The sequence below is a fragment of the Pseudoalteromonas sp. SCSIO 43201 genome, from assembly GCF_023716725.1.
Classification (GTDB): domain Bacteria; phylum Pseudomonadota; class Gammaproteobacteria; order Enterobacterales; family Alteromonadaceae; genus Pseudoalteromonas; species Pseudoalteromonas peptidolytica.
Window position 1 is genome coordinate 1 of sequence record NZ_CP072685.1, and the last position, 16,247, is coordinate 16,247.

General features: G+C 43.0%; 16 protein-coding genes. 15 read left to right on the forward strand and 1 reads right to left on the reverse strand.

Annotated elements, in window-relative coordinates:
• Nucleotides 1-140 precede the first annotated feature (140 nt).
• The 15 genes from J8Z24_RS21290 to J8Z24_RS21360 all read left to right on the forward strand — a co-directional run bounded on the left by J8Z24_RS21290 (nt 141) and on the right by J8Z24_RS21360 (nt 13,570).
• The gene (locus tag J8Z24_RS21290) at nt 141-902 is read left to right on the forward strand and encodes a hypothetical protein (protein WP_252096047.1); all 762 of its coding nucleotides are present in this window, start codon (nt 141-143) and stop codon (nt 900-902) included.
• Between the two features lie 7 nt (nt 903-909).
• Nucleotides 910-1,650 (forward strand): hypothetical protein, encoded by a 741-nt coding sequence (locus J8Z24_RS21295; RefSeq protein WP_252096048.1) that lies wholly within the window; start codon nt 910-912, stop codon nt 1,648-1,650.
• A gap of 415 nt (nt 1,651-2,065) precedes the next feature.
• Nucleotides 2,066-2,608, forward strand: a complete 543-nt coding sequence (locus J8Z24_RS21300; protein ID WP_147388907.1) for a hypothetical protein — start codon at nt 2,066-2,068, stop codon at nt 2,606-2,608.
• Between the two features lie 11 nt (nt 2,609-2,619).
• On the forward strand, nt 2,620-3,657 hold the full coding sequence (locus J8Z24_RS21305) for a hypothetical protein (RefSeq protein WP_252096049.1): 1,038 nt from the start codon (nt 2,620-2,622) through the stop codon (nt 3,655-3,657).
• A 48-nt stretch (nt 3,658-3,705) separates the two neighbouring features.
• Nucleotides 3,706-4,773, forward strand: coding sequence for a hypothetical protein (locus J8Z24_RS21310; RefSeq protein WP_252096050.1), 1,068 nt, complete (start codon nt 3,706-3,708; stop codon nt 4,771-4,773).
• 104 nt (nt 4,774-4,877) lie between these two features.
• On the forward strand, nt 4,878-5,954 hold the full coding sequence (locus tag J8Z24_RS21315) for a discoidin domain-containing protein (RefSeq protein ID WP_252096051.1): 1,077 nt from the start codon (nt 4,878-4,880) through the stop codon (nt 5,952-5,954).
• 174 nt (nt 5,955-6,128) lie between these two features.
• Nucleotides 6,129-6,941, forward strand: coding sequence for a hypothetical protein (locus J8Z24_RS21320; protein WP_252096052.1), 813 nt, complete (start codon nt 6,129-6,131; stop codon nt 6,939-6,941).
• Between the two features lie 8 nt (nt 6,942-6,949).
• Nucleotides 6,950-7,678 carry a hypothetical protein gene (locus J8Z24_RS21325; RefSeq protein ID WP_252096053.1) on the forward strand — a complete coding sequence of 243 codons (729 nt, stop codon included), beginning with the start codon at nt 6,950-6,952 and terminating at the stop codon, nt 7,676-7,678.
• A gap of 32 nt (nt 7,679-7,710) precedes the next feature.
• Nucleotides 7,711-8,511: a hypothetical protein gene (locus tag J8Z24_RS21330; protein ID WP_147388901.1), complete on the forward strand. Its 801-nt coding sequence runs from the start codon at nt 7,711-7,713 to the stop codon at nt 8,509-8,511.
• Between the two features lie 11 nt (nt 8,512-8,522).
• Complete coding sequence (locus J8Z24_RS21335) at nt 8,523-9,254, forward strand: hypothetical protein (protein WP_128731781.1); 732 nt, start codon at nt 8,523-8,525, stop codon at nt 9,252-9,254.
• A 51-nt stretch (nt 9,255-9,305) separates the two neighbouring features.
• Nucleotides 9,306-10,190 (forward strand): hypothetical protein, encoded by an 885-nt coding sequence (locus J8Z24_RS21340; RefSeq protein WP_252096054.1) that lies wholly within the window; start codon nt 9,306-9,308, stop codon nt 10,188-10,190.
• A gap of 275 nt (nt 10,191-10,465) precedes the next feature.
• Nucleotides 10,466-10,837: a hypothetical protein gene (locus tag J8Z24_RS21345; protein WP_125251948.1), complete on the forward strand. Its 372-nt coding sequence runs from the start codon at nt 10,466-10,468 to the stop codon at nt 10,835-10,837.
• 22 nt (nt 10,838-10,859) lie between these two features.
• Nucleotides 10,860-12,065, forward strand: a complete 1,206-nt coding sequence (locus tag J8Z24_RS21350; protein ID WP_252096055.1) for a chloride channel protein — start codon at nt 10,860-10,862, stop codon at nt 12,063-12,065.
• A 358-nt stretch (nt 12,066-12,423) separates the two neighbouring features.
• Nucleotides 12,424-13,245, forward strand: coding sequence for a ProQ/FINO family protein (locus J8Z24_RS21355; protein WP_252096056.1), 822 nt, complete (start codon nt 12,424-12,426; stop codon nt 13,243-13,245).
• A 1-nt stretch (nt 13,246) separates the two neighbouring features.
• Complete coding sequence (locus tag J8Z24_RS21360) at nt 13,247-13,570, forward strand: hypothetical protein (RefSeq protein ID WP_128731777.1); 324 nt, start codon at nt 13,247-13,249, stop codon at nt 13,568-13,570.
• A gap of 579 nt (nt 13,571-14,149) precedes the next feature.
• Here J8Z24_RS21360 and J8Z24_RS21365 read toward each other — a convergent pair.
• A complete protein-coding gene (locus tag J8Z24_RS21365; RefSeq protein ID WP_252096057.1) occupies nt 14,150-16,042 on the reverse strand; it encodes a site-specific integrase in 1,893 nt (630 codons plus the stop codon).
• Nucleotides 16,043-16,247 lie beyond the last annotated feature (205 nt).

A 16,247-nucleotide genomic window follows, 5' to 3' on the forward strand; every position in this document is an offset into this window, starting at 1 on the left:
ATTTGAGCGCATTACATTTGTTTATCGTAGAATTAAGTAACACAAGTATGATGTGCTTATGTTAGTAACTAGGGTCTAGCATGACGCTATTAAATAACATGTTTTTAACTGTTATTCAGATATAACGCCTAGGAGACTATATGGCTGATAGCTATGAGGTATCATCACTTTTACCTGATGACACGTTGCGCCAGATCTTACACGGTTGGGGGTGTCCAGCATTTGCAACGCCTTCGAATGCGAATGTAGCAAATACAGCACAAAGGCAGTATTTTGTACATTTATTTTGTGGCCGCATCCCTACTCAAAGTGAGGTTTTACACGGCACATTTATTGACAGAGTAGGAGATAGCCATCGCGATATGCCGCTTACGCTGGAGCAGCGCTATTTAGGTAGCTTTAATGTTGCGACGGCTGTTGGTGAGAGTGTCATAAATAAAAGTGTCAAATCGACAGGTCGTATATGGCCAGAGCAGCTATCTATCGCTTCAAGTTATACTGCCTTGTCACCGCTTCCCGTTGCATCAATGGCTACGCAGTCTTGGATGTTAGATTGGTCTTTTAAATCAACTAAAACGCTCGTGCTGTCAAATGGGAATCTCGGGTGGCTTAGCCAAGAAGCGCTGTCTGGAGGGTTAAATACCACTGGGGCGACTTGGTTTTATATTTCGGAGAGCGAAAGCCGGCCTCGCTGGAAAACACGAGTTGTACAAAACCCACACTCATTGGATAACACTGCAGTGATAGAATCTTTGCATGTTGATATGCAAACCAGTGCGTTACCTCTAATTGTCGGAAATGTGGGTGCGATGGGCACTAACTCAGATCTTGAACTGATTTCAGGCGCGACCGGGTTTAATTCACATATCCGGATGGCTGGTTTACGTATAATCACAACTTAGGAGCACAATGATGGCGATAATGTTAAATCCCATGCTTGTCTACCAGTCAGAGTCGATGAATGAGGCGACGCAGGGCGCGTTTAAACAAAGTGATCCAAATATTGCATTGACACGACAATTAGAAAACAAGCCGGCCATGCTGGTCATTACAGACGAGAATGATACGGTATTACTTACAACTGTAGGTGAAACCCATTGGAATATGTCTCAAGAAAGACAAGGAAATGAGCATGATTTAAGCGGGTTTTATTTTTATGAACAAATGTCAGAACAAGCTCAGCAGCCCGTGCTGAGCCAGTACAATACCCCCATTAAGCCCGTCCTTCCTACGCTTGTGTTTACGTCTAATGCGGTGTCAGCGGAGCGGATCCTAGCAAAAGGAGTCGCGACAAAATCCTATTTAGTTGTTGATAATAAAGAGTACTTTAGTAAAAAGGTGACTTTGGGGTGGCATGATGCTCTATTCAACGAAGGGCAATTTAATCGAGCGCTAAGCGACTTACCTACCTTAGAACTGAGCATTGGAGAGATAAGTGCGTATACAGACGTAAGACTCACCGAGCTTGAACTTGACCCTGATAGCCACACAGTACATGTTGCGGGCAAAGCGCTCCATATTTGTTTTAGAAATTTGTTGGGTGACTGGACGCAAACAAATACAGAGCTTAAAGCGTTGTTGTCTACCATAGCTGAGCTGGGTGTTGACCAATCAAGCATTGATGCGCAATTGGCTGATACTAATCTGTAATATCAGTTAAGCATTTTTAAAGAGTAATACCAATTTGACTTAATACTTGCTCAATTTGAAGGAGTAAATCTGACGCTAACAGCGTTAAAAGTTTCTTATTTAGAACAACTAAATAGCAAAATTTTGCCTGGTTATCGACAAGGTTTTCTCGCCCCCAAATAGACTACATAATTAAGAAAATTGGTATAAACCTGGCGATAGCCGCGTTAAAAGTTTCTCATTTAGCGCAGCTCAATAACTGAATTTTTGCCTTATCTACATAGATCTAAATCTTTTGTCGACAGCAGATTTCGGTAGCGGTGTTACCAAAAAAGCTTTCTTGGTTCAAAACAAACCTAGTAGTTAGGCGGGTATGTATAGAATGACATTTAGGGCTGAGGGTAAAGGCCAGTAGCACTATTTTTAGGGGAATACGGTGATAACAAACTACTCAACGGTTTTAAAAACTTTGTTGTTTTTAAATCACTCCAAACGCAGATTGATGCTTTTTTCAGGGGCATTACCAGCTTTTGACATGGGACTATCAGAAGAGGACATGCTGCAGGTTTTAAAAGCACGTAGCAGTGATTTCATCGCGACGTATGAGTTAATTCCAATTTTATCTGGTAAATCTCTGTCTTACACCGATTCGGTAGAGTATGGAACGCCTAATTGGAACAAATCTGCGTTAGTCACAAACCTTTTATACAGCCAAGCTAATGATGAAGCGTCATTATCTCACAAAGTGGCTAGCAAGCTTTATAGTGCGAGCGAACCGTTGCCAATACCAACATGGTTTGCTGTTCTTGAGGGTGACTGGGAGCAGGTGGAAAATGTAACCGGTGGCATCGAGTTTTTAGGCTCAGTTGGTGTCGGCGATACTGTTTCTAGCAAGGACTTGCTGGTGATAACTGAGAGTTCTGATCAAGGGCAGGCGCCAGATCCTGTCAATATGTTACCTGTAAGAGTCCCCTTATAAGGAGTATATTCATGACCGCTGCCCACTACTGGATTAGCAGCCAAATGCTAGTCAACTGTCTCAGTGAATATCTGCCAACATTTAAAGACTCAAGCTGGTCTAGTGACCACAATGAAGGCGCGTTGTTTTTGCTCGATAGCAGAGAACCTGAAGCGCTTGCAGCATATTTACGCCATCAAAATGGGCTAAGTAAAACGCAGGTTAATAATATGCTCACGCAACCATCGAAACCAATGGGCTGGCGTGATCGCGCACAAATAGCTATCGATGGTTCTGGTGGCATTACGTTTTCTTGGCCTGATGCACAGCGCTACCTTTGCTACCCTCCGCAATTGGAAGAAGGGGAGGTTAAGTCATTTGCTTTTTTAATGAGTAATACTAGTGATAGGGCTACGTTAGATAGCCAGCTGAGCGTTCGATCTCATATTTTTTTCGTGGGTTCAGTTGGTGCGAAAGGAAGTGGTGCCGAGCTGGAAATTGAAAAGGTCGATGAATATAAAAATGGTCGACCCTTGTATGTACCAGATAATAAAGTAACTACACCATTTAATATTTATAACACGCATATTGACCGTCTGAATGCACCACAGCCGCTGTCTTTAATTGGAACAAATGGTATTCGTGTGGCTAATTGCTCAACAAATCCAAGTAGCAATTATTGGCGTCCATTTAAGGTTGGAGGTGTTTGGGGGACTACGGCGGCCTCTGGTGGCAGCTATGTTAAAGTTGATTTCAAAGAGCCACAAAAAGAAATTACAGGCTTGTTTGTTGAAGGTCAGCTTAATTGGCGTTATCGCTTACCTAGGATAATCAAGGTCTTTTATACATTGGCCGATGGCGTTGAGCGAACAGGTCCCACATTTGATAATACAGGTTCAAATGGCATTGTTACCCTTACATTCCCAGACCCCCTAAAAGGCGTGGTCAGCATGCGATTTGAACTGATCGAATCACTTGCTAAAGACAGAGTCTATAACCGTTGGTCAGGTCGTTACAACTACTACTATCACATCGCGATAGAGCAAATGGTTGTACTAGGTTGTGTTTAGCGCGAACTTGGTTGCCTATTTCCGTGTTATACCAAGAATGGAGAGATTATGGTATCCACACATTATTGGATAAATAAGCGCAAACTAGGAGCTGATTTAGCTTCATACTTACCTACTTTTACAGGTACGGCTTGGGGAGGTACCTCAGATCAGGGGGCGCTCTTTTGTCTCGATGCTAGGCCTGTTGAAGCACTAGCGGATGAGTTGAGGTTAGAAAATGGTCTTAATGCGGCTCAAATCAATGCTATGTTAGTATCTGGGTATAAGCCTGTATCGTACAGGCAGATGCCTGAATTGGTCGTCAGTGATAACGGTAAAATATCATTTATTTGGCCACAAGAAACGAACCAAGCGATTTATCCACTACAGTTAGAAGCGGGGCCCGTTCAGTCATTTTTTTTACTGCTGACAAGGGTAAACCCGTATGCTTCGGTTGACCCCAACTTAAGTGCCAGGGCTTACGTATTTTTTGCAGGCACAGTCGGTGGCAAAGACTCTGGCGCCGATTTGGAGCTTGAGGAAATCTCTGAATATGAGGTAGGAGGCGCGCTTTTTATGGAGAATAATAGCATTGATATGCCATTTTTCATCCATCAGCCCCATGCCGATAAAAGTACTCATCCACAGGCATTATCTTTACCTGGTACTAATGGTATGACTACCAGAGATTATCAAGGTGTAAATAATTCGGGGCCATTGTATAGTGGAGCGCAGCGTGGTGTATCAACACCACCTTATTCTGCGTTTCAAAGAAGTTTGTGGCTTTCAAGTGCTTTAAATGGTCATTTGCAAGTTAACTTTGAAACCATTCAGCGCTCTATTTCTGGAGTGTATATTGCGGGACAGATAGGGCGACGTAACCGTTGTCCAAAAAAGATAGAGTTTATTTGTATTGATGCTCAGGGCGTATGGCACAGTGTCCATACATTTGTCATTCAAGGTACACGAGGTATTGAAACTCTATATTTACCAGAGCCGGTAAAAAATGTGAAAGGTGTGCGCCTGAAGTTTAATGATGTATTGAATCCTGATTCACATAAAAACCGTTACGGGCCTGGACGAATTTTCACCCGTACAATCGGTATCAGTGATATTCGTGTTCTGGGTGTTGTATAAGGTTTTGTCATGTTTACTAATCCATTGTTGTAGCGGGTTAAGGTCATGAATACAGAGGCTCTGGTGCGTTTTGCGCTCGTTGAATATGTAAAGGAGATCTGGTGGTGTCCCAACATTATTGGGTTAATAAAAAAAAGCTAGCGACAGACTTAAATGCAAACTTACCAACGTTTGATAAAACACTTTGGCATAATGACCTGAGCCAAGGTGCGTTGTTTTGTTTAGATTCTCGACCAGTTGAAGAGCTTGCAGCGTACTTGAGGCTTAATAACGGCCTTAGTAAAAATGACATCAATTTGATGTTGAGTGCAGGGCACAAACCTGCTGCTTATCGAGATATGCCACGGCTTGAGGTCAATGACGAAGGTATTATGTCATTTAGATGGCCACAGGAAACAGAAGGAGGTGTTTTTCCCTTGTATCTGCACACTGGCGAACTACGATCATTTGTATTCGTGATGACCCAACTGGGTGGTGTCGCATCTGTTGATGCCAATTTAAGTGTGAGGGGATACGTATTTTTTGTAGGAACAGTTGGAAAGAAAGGCTCGGGCGCTGATCTCGAAATTGAACACATTGAAGATTTTGCAATGGGTCGGGGGCTTTTTCTTGAGCAGCATCAAGTTCCATTGCCATTTTATATTCACCAACCGCATCAAGATGTGTGTGAAAAGCCACAGCAACTGTCTCTACCCAGTACCAACGGATTAGTTTCGAGCGATTTCACTGGGTTTCGTAACGCGGGTCCACCCTATAGTGGCGCACGTTTTTGGACATACACTTTGCCTTTTCATGCTTTTCAAAGTGGTGGTTTGTGGCTTTCCGACCAAGTGAACGGCACGAGTTACTTGCAAGTTGACTTTAAAACGTTACAACGTACCGTGGTTGGGTTACATATTTCAGGCGAAACGCAAAGACGCAATCGTTGCCCCAAGCAAATTGAGTTTTTATACTCTGATGCAGCTGGTAATTGGTCTAGTGCACACACATTTGTTATCGAAGGCGTAAGCGGTGTGGAAACCCTTTATCTACCAACGCCTATTCACAATGTTAAAAGTATTCGCCTTCAGTTTACAGGTGTACTCGCACCTGATTGGCATAGGAATTGGTACGGCACTTACGATATTATTTACACGTACACCACCGGCGTGAACGATGTACATATTTTAGGTATTGTATAATAGTAAGTTGTAGTTTAGTGGTATGTTGAGTGTAATTTACATTGTACAATACTAGTTGGTGTATATTTTAGTGCATCAGCACGTTTACTTAGACTTGAAATTTTATGATGTATGGCTAGAAACAGTCCACCGAACATAGCTTGCATTGATGAGACACAGTTATTAGGAGATCAGATGAGTGATCAAGGTGCACCAAGGTTAGAGACCTTATTAAATAAGCAAGATCTACAAGAGATATTACATGGTTGGGGGAGTCCTACTTACTATTTGGGGATGCTCAAATATGGTAGCTCACTGGCCTCTCGGTACTATATTCATGCGTTTACCGGGCGAGTGCCAACGCCTGCTGAAATGTACTACGGAACATTTATTAATAAAACTGGAGATCTTGTATCTAATACCCCTCACGATTTAGCTGATGCCTATCTAGGCTGGATTGGTATTCGAACCGATTTATCAGCTGACGCGCATTATTATAGAGCAGGTGGTAACGCTGATACTGAACCTTCTCCCGGTCAGGCAACTATTGACGCTGAAGTCAGTGGGCGAGTATTTCCCGAGGGAATATCACTGGTAAAAGGATATACACATTATACTCGATTGCCAGTGAAAGAGCACCATGATACGTCTATGATGATGAGTGTAACATTTAGTCCTAGCGCAAAAAAACATTGGCATGGGGGCAATAAAGCTGCGTTAAAGACAGCGCATGATGAGGGGCGGCTTGTACATGGGTTCAAGCCCACCTGGTTTTATATTTCTGAAAGCTTAGATTTCCCTGCTAGAGATACACAAAAAGTGATGGATCGTGATAATCAACATATTGCGACAATTAATTCGTTGCAAAGTACCCACTTTTCTAGGTTAGGGGTCTTGTATGGCCGTTTTGGTTCTGTGGGTAGTGGTGCCGAAATTGAACTTTCAGATGGATATGAAAACAATATCTACTCTGCAACTTTAGTATCGTTGAAAATTAAAAGTAACTAGGAGCTACTATGTCATTGGTTATTCACCCGGTTGTATTGATAGCTGCCGAAAACAGAACTCACTATGCTCAGCTTTCAATCCATGAATCTTCAAGAGATATTCATCTGACACGAAAGATTGAATATAAACCAGCGCTACTTATTGTTGTGGATGCGCAGAATAACGTTTTAGCATCTACGGTTGGTACGACTTATTGGTCAACAAAGGAACGTTCAAACCTTTCTCCTAGTCAGCATGGTGTTAACTTCACATATCGTACATCCAACGCTGATGCTGTTACTGCTTTTTCACAAACTGTGAATTTGCAACCGCTTACCCCTGCGCTGAGGTTTACGCCATATCAGGATTTCGATGTAGCACTTAGAAATTCGGGCACCATAGCGAATGCCTATTTGATTACCGATAGAAATGAACAATATAGCAGAATAGATATAGAAACCTGGCCTAGCGAGATGTGGCGTGGTGATGAACCGTTTGACGTAACAGCCAGTGGTTATAAATATTTAGAGTTAACGGTTGGTACTGAGCAGTCGGATGCCACGTTGCGATTTTCCTCCTTAGACGTTGATCAAAACGATCAAGTCATAAAGTTGATTGAGCCCCATATCAATGTGTATTTCACTAACTTTTTACGTGATTGGTCCAATGCTAAAGCGGAGCTAGAAGCGCGATTAAATAGTATTGAATCGGTAAGCACGACGCAAAGCCCACAAGAGATGTTGGACGCAGGCCTTTAGCCTCACATAGTAATTAAATTTTTGGAGAATATATGTCTACATTAAATACACTGATTAATGATGAGGCGGTTAAAGAAATTGTACATCGTTGGGGCAGCCCTGCATACATTGACACGTCTTCAGAAAACAAAGGTGCACGTAATTATTACTTGCATGGTTTTGTAGGTAGAGTGCCTACCCCAGCAGAATTACTTTACGGCACCTTTGCGATGAAAGAAGGTGATGTCGTTACTGCGGATGCAACTGAAAAATATGGTTTCTCTCTTGATCTTCATTTTCCTCACCTCGGGTCTATTGAATTGTCCTGTGACCATACTGACAACCATTCTCGAGCTGTATTTGGTCAGTCGGTTCGAGCTAGCGGCTTGATACTGCCGGAGGGAGTGCGGTTGGAGTCAGCGATTGAAGGTATGCAAACGCTGCCACCTTTGGAAGGAGTAACGACATCGTGGATGATGGACTTTTCTTTTGACGGGCAGAAGGAATATACCTGGAATGCGGGTAATCGCAATGGTGTTATACAGGCCGGTAGAGAGAACAAACTTACATCTGGTGATCTGCCCACGTGGTTTATGATCAGCGAATCAAGTTCTTTACCAACAATGCAAAGCTACAAAGTGTATGCGCCAAAGAGTGCCACAAATCCTGATGGCACAAAAGTAACAGGCTATGTTTCACACATGTTTTATGATTATCAACCTGAAAGAAGACCGATTATAGTTGGTACAATTGGCCTGGTTGGTAGCGGTGCCGATTTGCAAATAGAGCTGCCAAGACGGGGTTATGAATTTGAAACTATTACGCCACTTTCACTGCGCATCATGATGCAATAGGAGTATTTTGTATGTCACTTATTATCCTACCACATATCTTGGCTGCATCTGAGCAGCCACAGTATGCTACCCAGTCTCAGTTCAAAGATACTTCAGAAGATCTTAAAAGAATGCGGATTGTTGAAGGTAAACCCGCGTTATTGGTGGTGTTAGATGCAGATAAGCAGGTATTAGCATCGAGTGTGGGGTATACCCAATGGTCTTCGGGCCGACCTCAACTGCCTTTAGCTGAATTCGGCGTATCATATACATATCGAAAGGCCGCTGATAAGGGAGATCCAGCTACGAACTTTGATACAGAAGAGAGGCGTTTGCCTATTATGCCGGCACTGCGCTTTAACCCCACCTCTAAATTTGCAATTGATATTCGCAACAGTGGTACCGCAGCACAGGCATTTATCATCGTTGATCAAGACGAAGTGCGTAGCAAGACAGACATTACGGATTGGCCTAATGAAATCTGGGATGGCTCTGCACCGCTGGATGTAGCGCAGCTAACTTATAAATATTTTGATATGGCGGTTGGCTTACACGATTCACAGGCTCCGTTGCAGTTAACACGATTGGATATGAGCAAAAGTGATGTGAATTTACCTCTAGTGAGTAAATTTATCGATGTTTACTTCACCAATATGTTTCATGATTGGTCAGATGCAAAAGCACAAATGGAAGCGGCACTTAACCGCCTTTCCTCTGTGGATACACTCAAAAGCGGTGCTGAAATAGAGGCTTTGGGAGAGTGATTGTGATGGTAGGCATTACCTACCATTTGCGTCTGACGGCTAGGAGACATTATGCACGTTACTTTACGATACAAAGGGATCACGTTACGCGACAGTTGGAACGGTGAGGAGAAGCCTGTTTCTCGCTACCGACAACATTGGGTGAAGGCAAAACAGCACACTACAGAGTTTATTGGCTATCCACAAGAACAGCTATTGTTTTTTGGCGATGCTAATTATTCAGATCTGGCAGTCAAAACTGCGCATACGGCCAGGTGGAGTGTGCTAACTAATTATACTGGTGAACTTCAAGAGCCGGTTTTAGTTGGCAGCTTTCAGTCGCCCAAAGTTAGCTATATATTTATTCACACAACGGTTAATTCAGATCCGTTGCTGTTTAATACTACGTCTATTAAACCTGAATATGTGTTTTTTGACTCCATTGCCAATAGGGATGCACTTTTATATAACACCGTACATATAAAACCAGAGTATCTGTGTAATGTATCTCAGGTTCAGGAAGCTGCGCTTCTCCATGGTACGCATAGAATACGGCCTAAAGTGCTTATCAGTCACCCCCAAGTAGCTTCTGAAGCGCTCTTAACCAACACTGGTTTACCTGAGCAAAACAAAGTTGCTGTTGCTGCTGTAGAAAGAAGGGCGATTGCTCTACAGCCTTTGCGATTTACTACTAAGGGTAACTTACTGCTGGCTCGATTTGGTTACCATACTGAGTATTTCAATCAAGCAAGCATGGAGTCTGCTCCCTATATTACTTCGCGTGGTATGGATACGCGCTCAATATTTGCAGATGGCTCAGTAGCTGGGCATATGATTCAGTCTCTTGGTATGGATGCGCGTGCATTATCGCGTTTAGACGAAATTAACGCAGCGGCTACGCTTATCAGCCAAGGAGTTGACTCAAGGGCTCTAGCTAAGGGTTACCAAGCAATTTAGACAGAGAGATACACTTTCTCAATATCTGTTGTACAATAGCCGCAGCGAATGTAGACTGCGGCTTTTTTGTTGCCGTAATTGATTAGACTGCGATACTGGCATACTCCAAACCTAGGGTTATCCGTTTATCGATGAGTTTTGAGGTATTAGACGCCAGTATCAGCTTACTGGTTATGCTAGCAAGTATATTAATTACTAGCACGTTAAGTACAGTGGTGAGAGTGTTGGTTGCCTATTCGGCGCCTTTACACAGGCTATGATAAAAGGAGTGATGAATGAAAAGCACTGAATTTAAACGCCATAGAATAGAGCAAACGAATAATGACTTGGTGTTAGTCAAAGGGTTTCCCAGCCGTGAACAACTAACAGATTGGCTGTGCAATACTGCTGCGACAGTGTATTGCTTATTCCCAAGTCAGTTTCAAAGTGAACAAGCTCAGCTTCAGCTGCGCACCCACGTTAGGAATGAAGTCGAAAAACTCAATGTTGCGAGTGTGCGCTGTGTAGCGTTGACGATAGCAGATGACTCGGTTGGGACGAGTTTAGAACAATTCGATTTTGAAGCTGCTTGTGATTATGTCATTGAGATGCTGACACCTATTCAGCCGCAATCTAGCCAGCCGATGACTATCCCTTCTTTTGAGTAGTACTCAGTAAAACACGGAGAATATGATGATTTTTATAACTATTTTGGCTTTTACTGCGCTGTTGATCGCAGGAAATGCGGCGTACTTTTCTATCTTAGGTTTAGCCGCGATGTTTTCTGCCAGCTATTGGCCAGTGGTATTTATGGGGGCGAGCCTTGAGTTAGGTAAACTCGTTGCTGCATCTTATGTTTATCGCGCGTGGGATGACGTTAGCAGAGCCATGAAAGGGTATCTTGTGAGTGCGATCTTGGTGCTTATGGCCATCACTTCATTAGGAATATTTGGTTTTCTATCACAAGGTTATGGAGATTCACTCAAGCAACTGAACGAAATAGAGTTGCTTGTCGAGCAAAAACAGATTGAACTTGCCATCGTTCGTGAGGATATTGAGCGTATACATACGGAAATAGGAAATGTACCGAATACCTATGTGACCAAAAGAATTGAATTGCAGCGAGAACGTCGACCTGAACTGGAAGTGTTAGCAGAACGAGAGAGCCGCTTGATTGAGGTGTTAACTCAATTAAACAAACGCATACTTGAAGCCAAGTCACATGTAGGTCCGATATTGTATGTGGCTGATATGTTTAACATCGATAAAGACGAAGCGGTGAAGTATTTTATTTTTGCCATTATTATCGTGTTTGATCCTTTAGCTGTGATTTTAACATTGGCAACCAATGGTGCATTAGCGCAAAAACAGAATGAATCGAAACACAAAAAGTCGGAGAGGGAGCAAAACGAAGTGCAACAGAGTAGTACAAGCGAGCCTACTACCTCTGATCTCTCGACTAAATCTGTGAATGAACAAATCGCTCAAGTATCTCAAAAGCGAGCGCCAGATATTCCGCCGCAGGTCCGACAGATGGCAAAGCAACAAGCGCCTAGCATTCAGCAAATGGATGCCGCATTAGCACAAGCCCAGGGCAAATCGAGTAGCTTGCAAATAAATAATCAAACAAAAGAGCAGCCTAACCTAACATCAATACAACGAAACGATAAAGATGTCGTTGTACTGGGGGGAGCTAAAGTGCACAAAGCTGTTATTCAGGATATGGAGCTTTCGGATCAGGAAGTTATCATGGGGCTAGTGCAAGGGGTATCGGTTGGTACGCTTGCATCACGGCTAGGGTTAAATGAAAGTGCTTTTAAGAGCCGAGCAAACCACTTGGTTGATAGATTGAAGTCCTCTGGCTATCAGATCAATACGGACCATTTGTTTGTCTAAATGTGTTAGGTGGCCAACATCGATGATGCTTTTGAGACATGACACAGAGAGGCAGGGAGTTTAGTTGTACAATATTAGACTACCGAGCAGTAAAAAATAGATTGGGTTTTAGCAAATGCTTTACAGTGCACTCGAATAACCGTATCCTTGTACCCAAGTTGCTATATTGTACAACTTAAATCAAACATGAGACTTGAGATATCGCAGCGGCTATTTTGCTGTGAACATAATGAGATAAGAACAATGCACTATTGTATTTTTGCTTTAAATAACAAGCGCATCGTAAATAAAGGACTGATAGCGCAATGCGTATATACGTGCCTGCTTAATTTTGCTAAAAACGTTTGAGGGAGGCAAGATGGAAAACCGATTGCCACCTAGTCAAACCAAGCAAATACCAGCTGACGACATCACTGCTAGACTGAGCAGTCAAAAAGCAGTCATGCTAAATGCGCGAAAGCAATTACAAAAACACTTATCTAAGGTGTACCCCCAACACTTTGGTAAAGATCCTCGGCCTTGGTCATTGGCTTTACATGTGCAATTATTGCGTAAACTTGAAGGGGAGTTTTCAGCGCAGGTGATCAGAGACACGTTGGCATATGTGGCGCGCTCAAAAAGATATTTAACATGTTGCGTTTTGTGGGGCGTTGGCGCTGCTCGGGTTGACTTGCATGGTAAGCGAGATGGGAAAATCACGCGCCGAGAAATGATTTATACTCTTAATCAACTTGTTGGATTGACTAAGCAGCATAACGCGTTGCAAAGTGAACGCTATGCACAATGGTTAGAGCGTGAAATAGTGCTTGGGATTATGCGAGCAGAGCTTACTCGTAGCGATCTTACCCGTGCTAAGATCCGCAACAAATATGCTAGCTACTTGTTTCGGGTCGCGAAAGAAGGTAGCGCCGCACAGACATACGAATTGCTGGCTGAAAATGGGCGAGATCTATGTGAGCGTATTGCTCCGCGGCCCTATTTATCTGACTCACTAGTCAAAGTTCACGCAGCTATCAATGACAAGCCCAAGCGACTATCAAAACCGAATATTGGCAAGTCAAAAGGGGGGCTTAAGAAAACAGTGGGCAAACCTACGATACTGATTAAGCGTAAGCGTCGATCTACGACCTTAGCACCAGAGATGATAATTCCAGTCGGTCAAAAAGTAGAGACTAAATAAGATGAATACTGATAATTTTTGCACGTCATTTTATCAATATGGCGATAGCATTGGCATGTATCAACCGACATGCTGTGATGTTACTAATATGAGCTTCAATTTACCCCTGGATCAACACAATGACTCGCTAACACAGCTGAAATTGGTAAGTGATTTGTTTAGTCCGCCACAAACCCCTTCTCAAGATAAAGAGCCTGAGTCGTCACTACACTTTACTTATTTTGAAAAAATAGTCGGTTACTGGCAAGGGGACTATCACCATTTTCTATGTGCTACTCAGCTTAATGACCGTAGTAGCGATTTATATTTTTCAGACTATAGCTAAGTAACGATAAGACCAGCTCCGTAGTGTGGGGTACCACTAAACAGCGATTGAGAGGCTAGGGGCTCAGTCAACAAAAAGTGTAGTTTATCCACTTTACGTCCAAATATGTGCCGGAATTAGTGTCGTTAATTAGGACTTTTGTGGACATTTTACTAAGCTCCCCTGTTAACTATCGGCAATATGAAGAGCCTAAATTTTGGGTTGGGTCATTACACACGAACTTTGAAACTTTGGCTGCGGCCACTTCGTTGCCTGTTGCAAGTTTGCGAAGAAAAGATAGAGTAAGAAGGCCTAAAGTGCAAAACCGTTTACGTGACATACACGCTATCTTAAACATCGTCTCGCCCTGTGTGAAGCTGTTTTTAGCTGGTAAGACAATGATCTGTTTATCTCTCATAGTGGCCTTTTTGTCGCGTCGATGGGTTAAATCGTCTGGAACCAGAGGTCTTTTTTCAGTAGATCTCGGAGTTGGTAAAATATTGCACTATGCACCAATAGCTCGCTATTGGAAGTCGATTCAACGCAATTATCGCTAAAACGCCCTGTCAGAAAATTTTATTTATCAAAAGGTTATGTTCACTATAAACCAAGCTGCTTCAGTTTGATGGTATTTGTTTCATGGTCGTTTTTACCATAGACCTTAATCACTACTGCCACGCTATCCATCAGTTTGGTTGCTGCCATGCCATAATCACCGGTTTTATCGAGAACAAAGGTGGCCATAAAATGTCTCAAGGCGTGGGGGTTTATGCCATTTTCAATAAACCGCTCTGGCCAAAGTGCTTTGGCGGTCTTAGCTGTCCACTGTTGGATCACTTTGGCAAGTGCCTTACGTGTGTATGGTGCACCACGGTCGCGCGTTTTGCTGTCTCTGGTTTGTATAAATACCGCATCACTCATGGTTGGCCAGGCCAATTGCGTCCTTATGGCTGCTAATCGATTTAGCAGTTTGATTGTAAATGGATCTTCTATCTTAGCCTCAATCATAGTGACTTCAAGACTACGGCGATTTTTGAGCCAATTGCGGGGAACTTTTAAATAATATGTGCCTGCATCTTTATACAAAACGGGTGTTTTCGCTTGAGCTGCAAAAGGTGCATCAAGCCATTGCATAGCGCACCAGTTTGAAATGCGTAATGGAGTTTTTATGCTAAGTGATAACCACACTGCCACCTGTAAAGGCAGTAACTGTCGTGCAGGTTCTGTTATTTTATCAGCAAACTCTACCATGGCTTCAATCATTAACTGTAATTCTGCCATACTCTGTGATAAGTCTGCATCCGGCCTATCGAGTAACCAGTGAATATTTCGACTGCCACTGCTTTGCTTATCATGTCGCCTTTCATTGATTTTATGTTTTGTATCTCTGATCCAAGTACCAATTTGTCGATGTAAATATATAGATTGACTCAGCCAGTCGTCGAGGCCATCAAATTGCTCCGTGCTATGGCCATCGTAGAGTATCCAGGTACACTTCGGAGCATGATACCTGGTTAAATAACCTGAGTTTGCCTCACATAGGCCATATAGCGGCGTAAGAAAAGCTAATAGCGTGTTATACACTTCACTTCGAAAACATGCGTGTGTGTAACCCTCAAGGAGTTCAACACAAGTAAGCATGCTAAGATCAAGCTGCTGAACTTCAATATCATGTGAGGTCACAACCCACCGGAAGAAACGTAAGACTTGAGCGCAAAAGTTTTCAGCGCTGCTGTTGATGCCATCAGGGGTTGTTGTCCACCGCCCTGCGCCTTGTAGGGGAAGCGCTTCGCGCTTTCTCATCGCAAAGCTAGCTTGTGAAAGCGGCGGCGCGACTAACTTATTTTTGAAATCTAGCAGGGCGTTAATTTGTAACTGCAAGTGTGCTGGTAAGGTGTCGATTTCGGGTTGTTGTTTTGGTAACGGTACCTTTGGTTTAATGTGCTTGCTTAGCGAGCGCTGCTTATTGATGCGAGCGCACTGTGTGAGCGTGCCCATATCCAATCCAAAGAGCGTTTCTAATTTTGCCAGAGCTACAACATGCTGTGCCCTTGGCTGCGCGTCGTGACTCGTCCAGCGTTTTATTGTCCCAATTGGAATACCACTGTACTCATTGATTAACGTATGTAGTTGTCCTTTGTTTTTTTTAGGCCAATATTTAGCGGCATAGTGCATTAAACGTTGCCCCGTATTGGCTTGTTCATCTAATACGTGTGGATTAATGTGTTGTTTGTATGTGGTTGCCAATTGAGTGAGGCGGCTGCGATAAGTTGTGATTGAATTTTTAGTAAAGGCATGGGCTTGTAAATGCGCGGACAACCTCGCTTTAAGTGATGCTAAAGTCTTTGCACAGAGGCAGGCTTTGATAATTGTCTGCTCATCAATGAGCATATCATGGCGTAATAGGTTCAAAGTCGATAGCAGATTCAATGCTCTTCGGTCACCCCGTGAGCTGAGTTTGCTTTTGAACGATTGATATTCTTTTAACGCCATGAGAGCAACTTATACATTTATACAATAATGATAAGTGTAGCTTGGGCTACAATCACTAATCAAGCATAACACACTGCGGCGCAGGTATTTTGTCGACAGATAAGGAGGGTTTTACCATTGTACAATAGTTGAGGTTTCGTTGTACGTCGTATCCATATTAATAGAAAAGCCGCTTTGAATGTATGGCTCGCATATACATACGGTG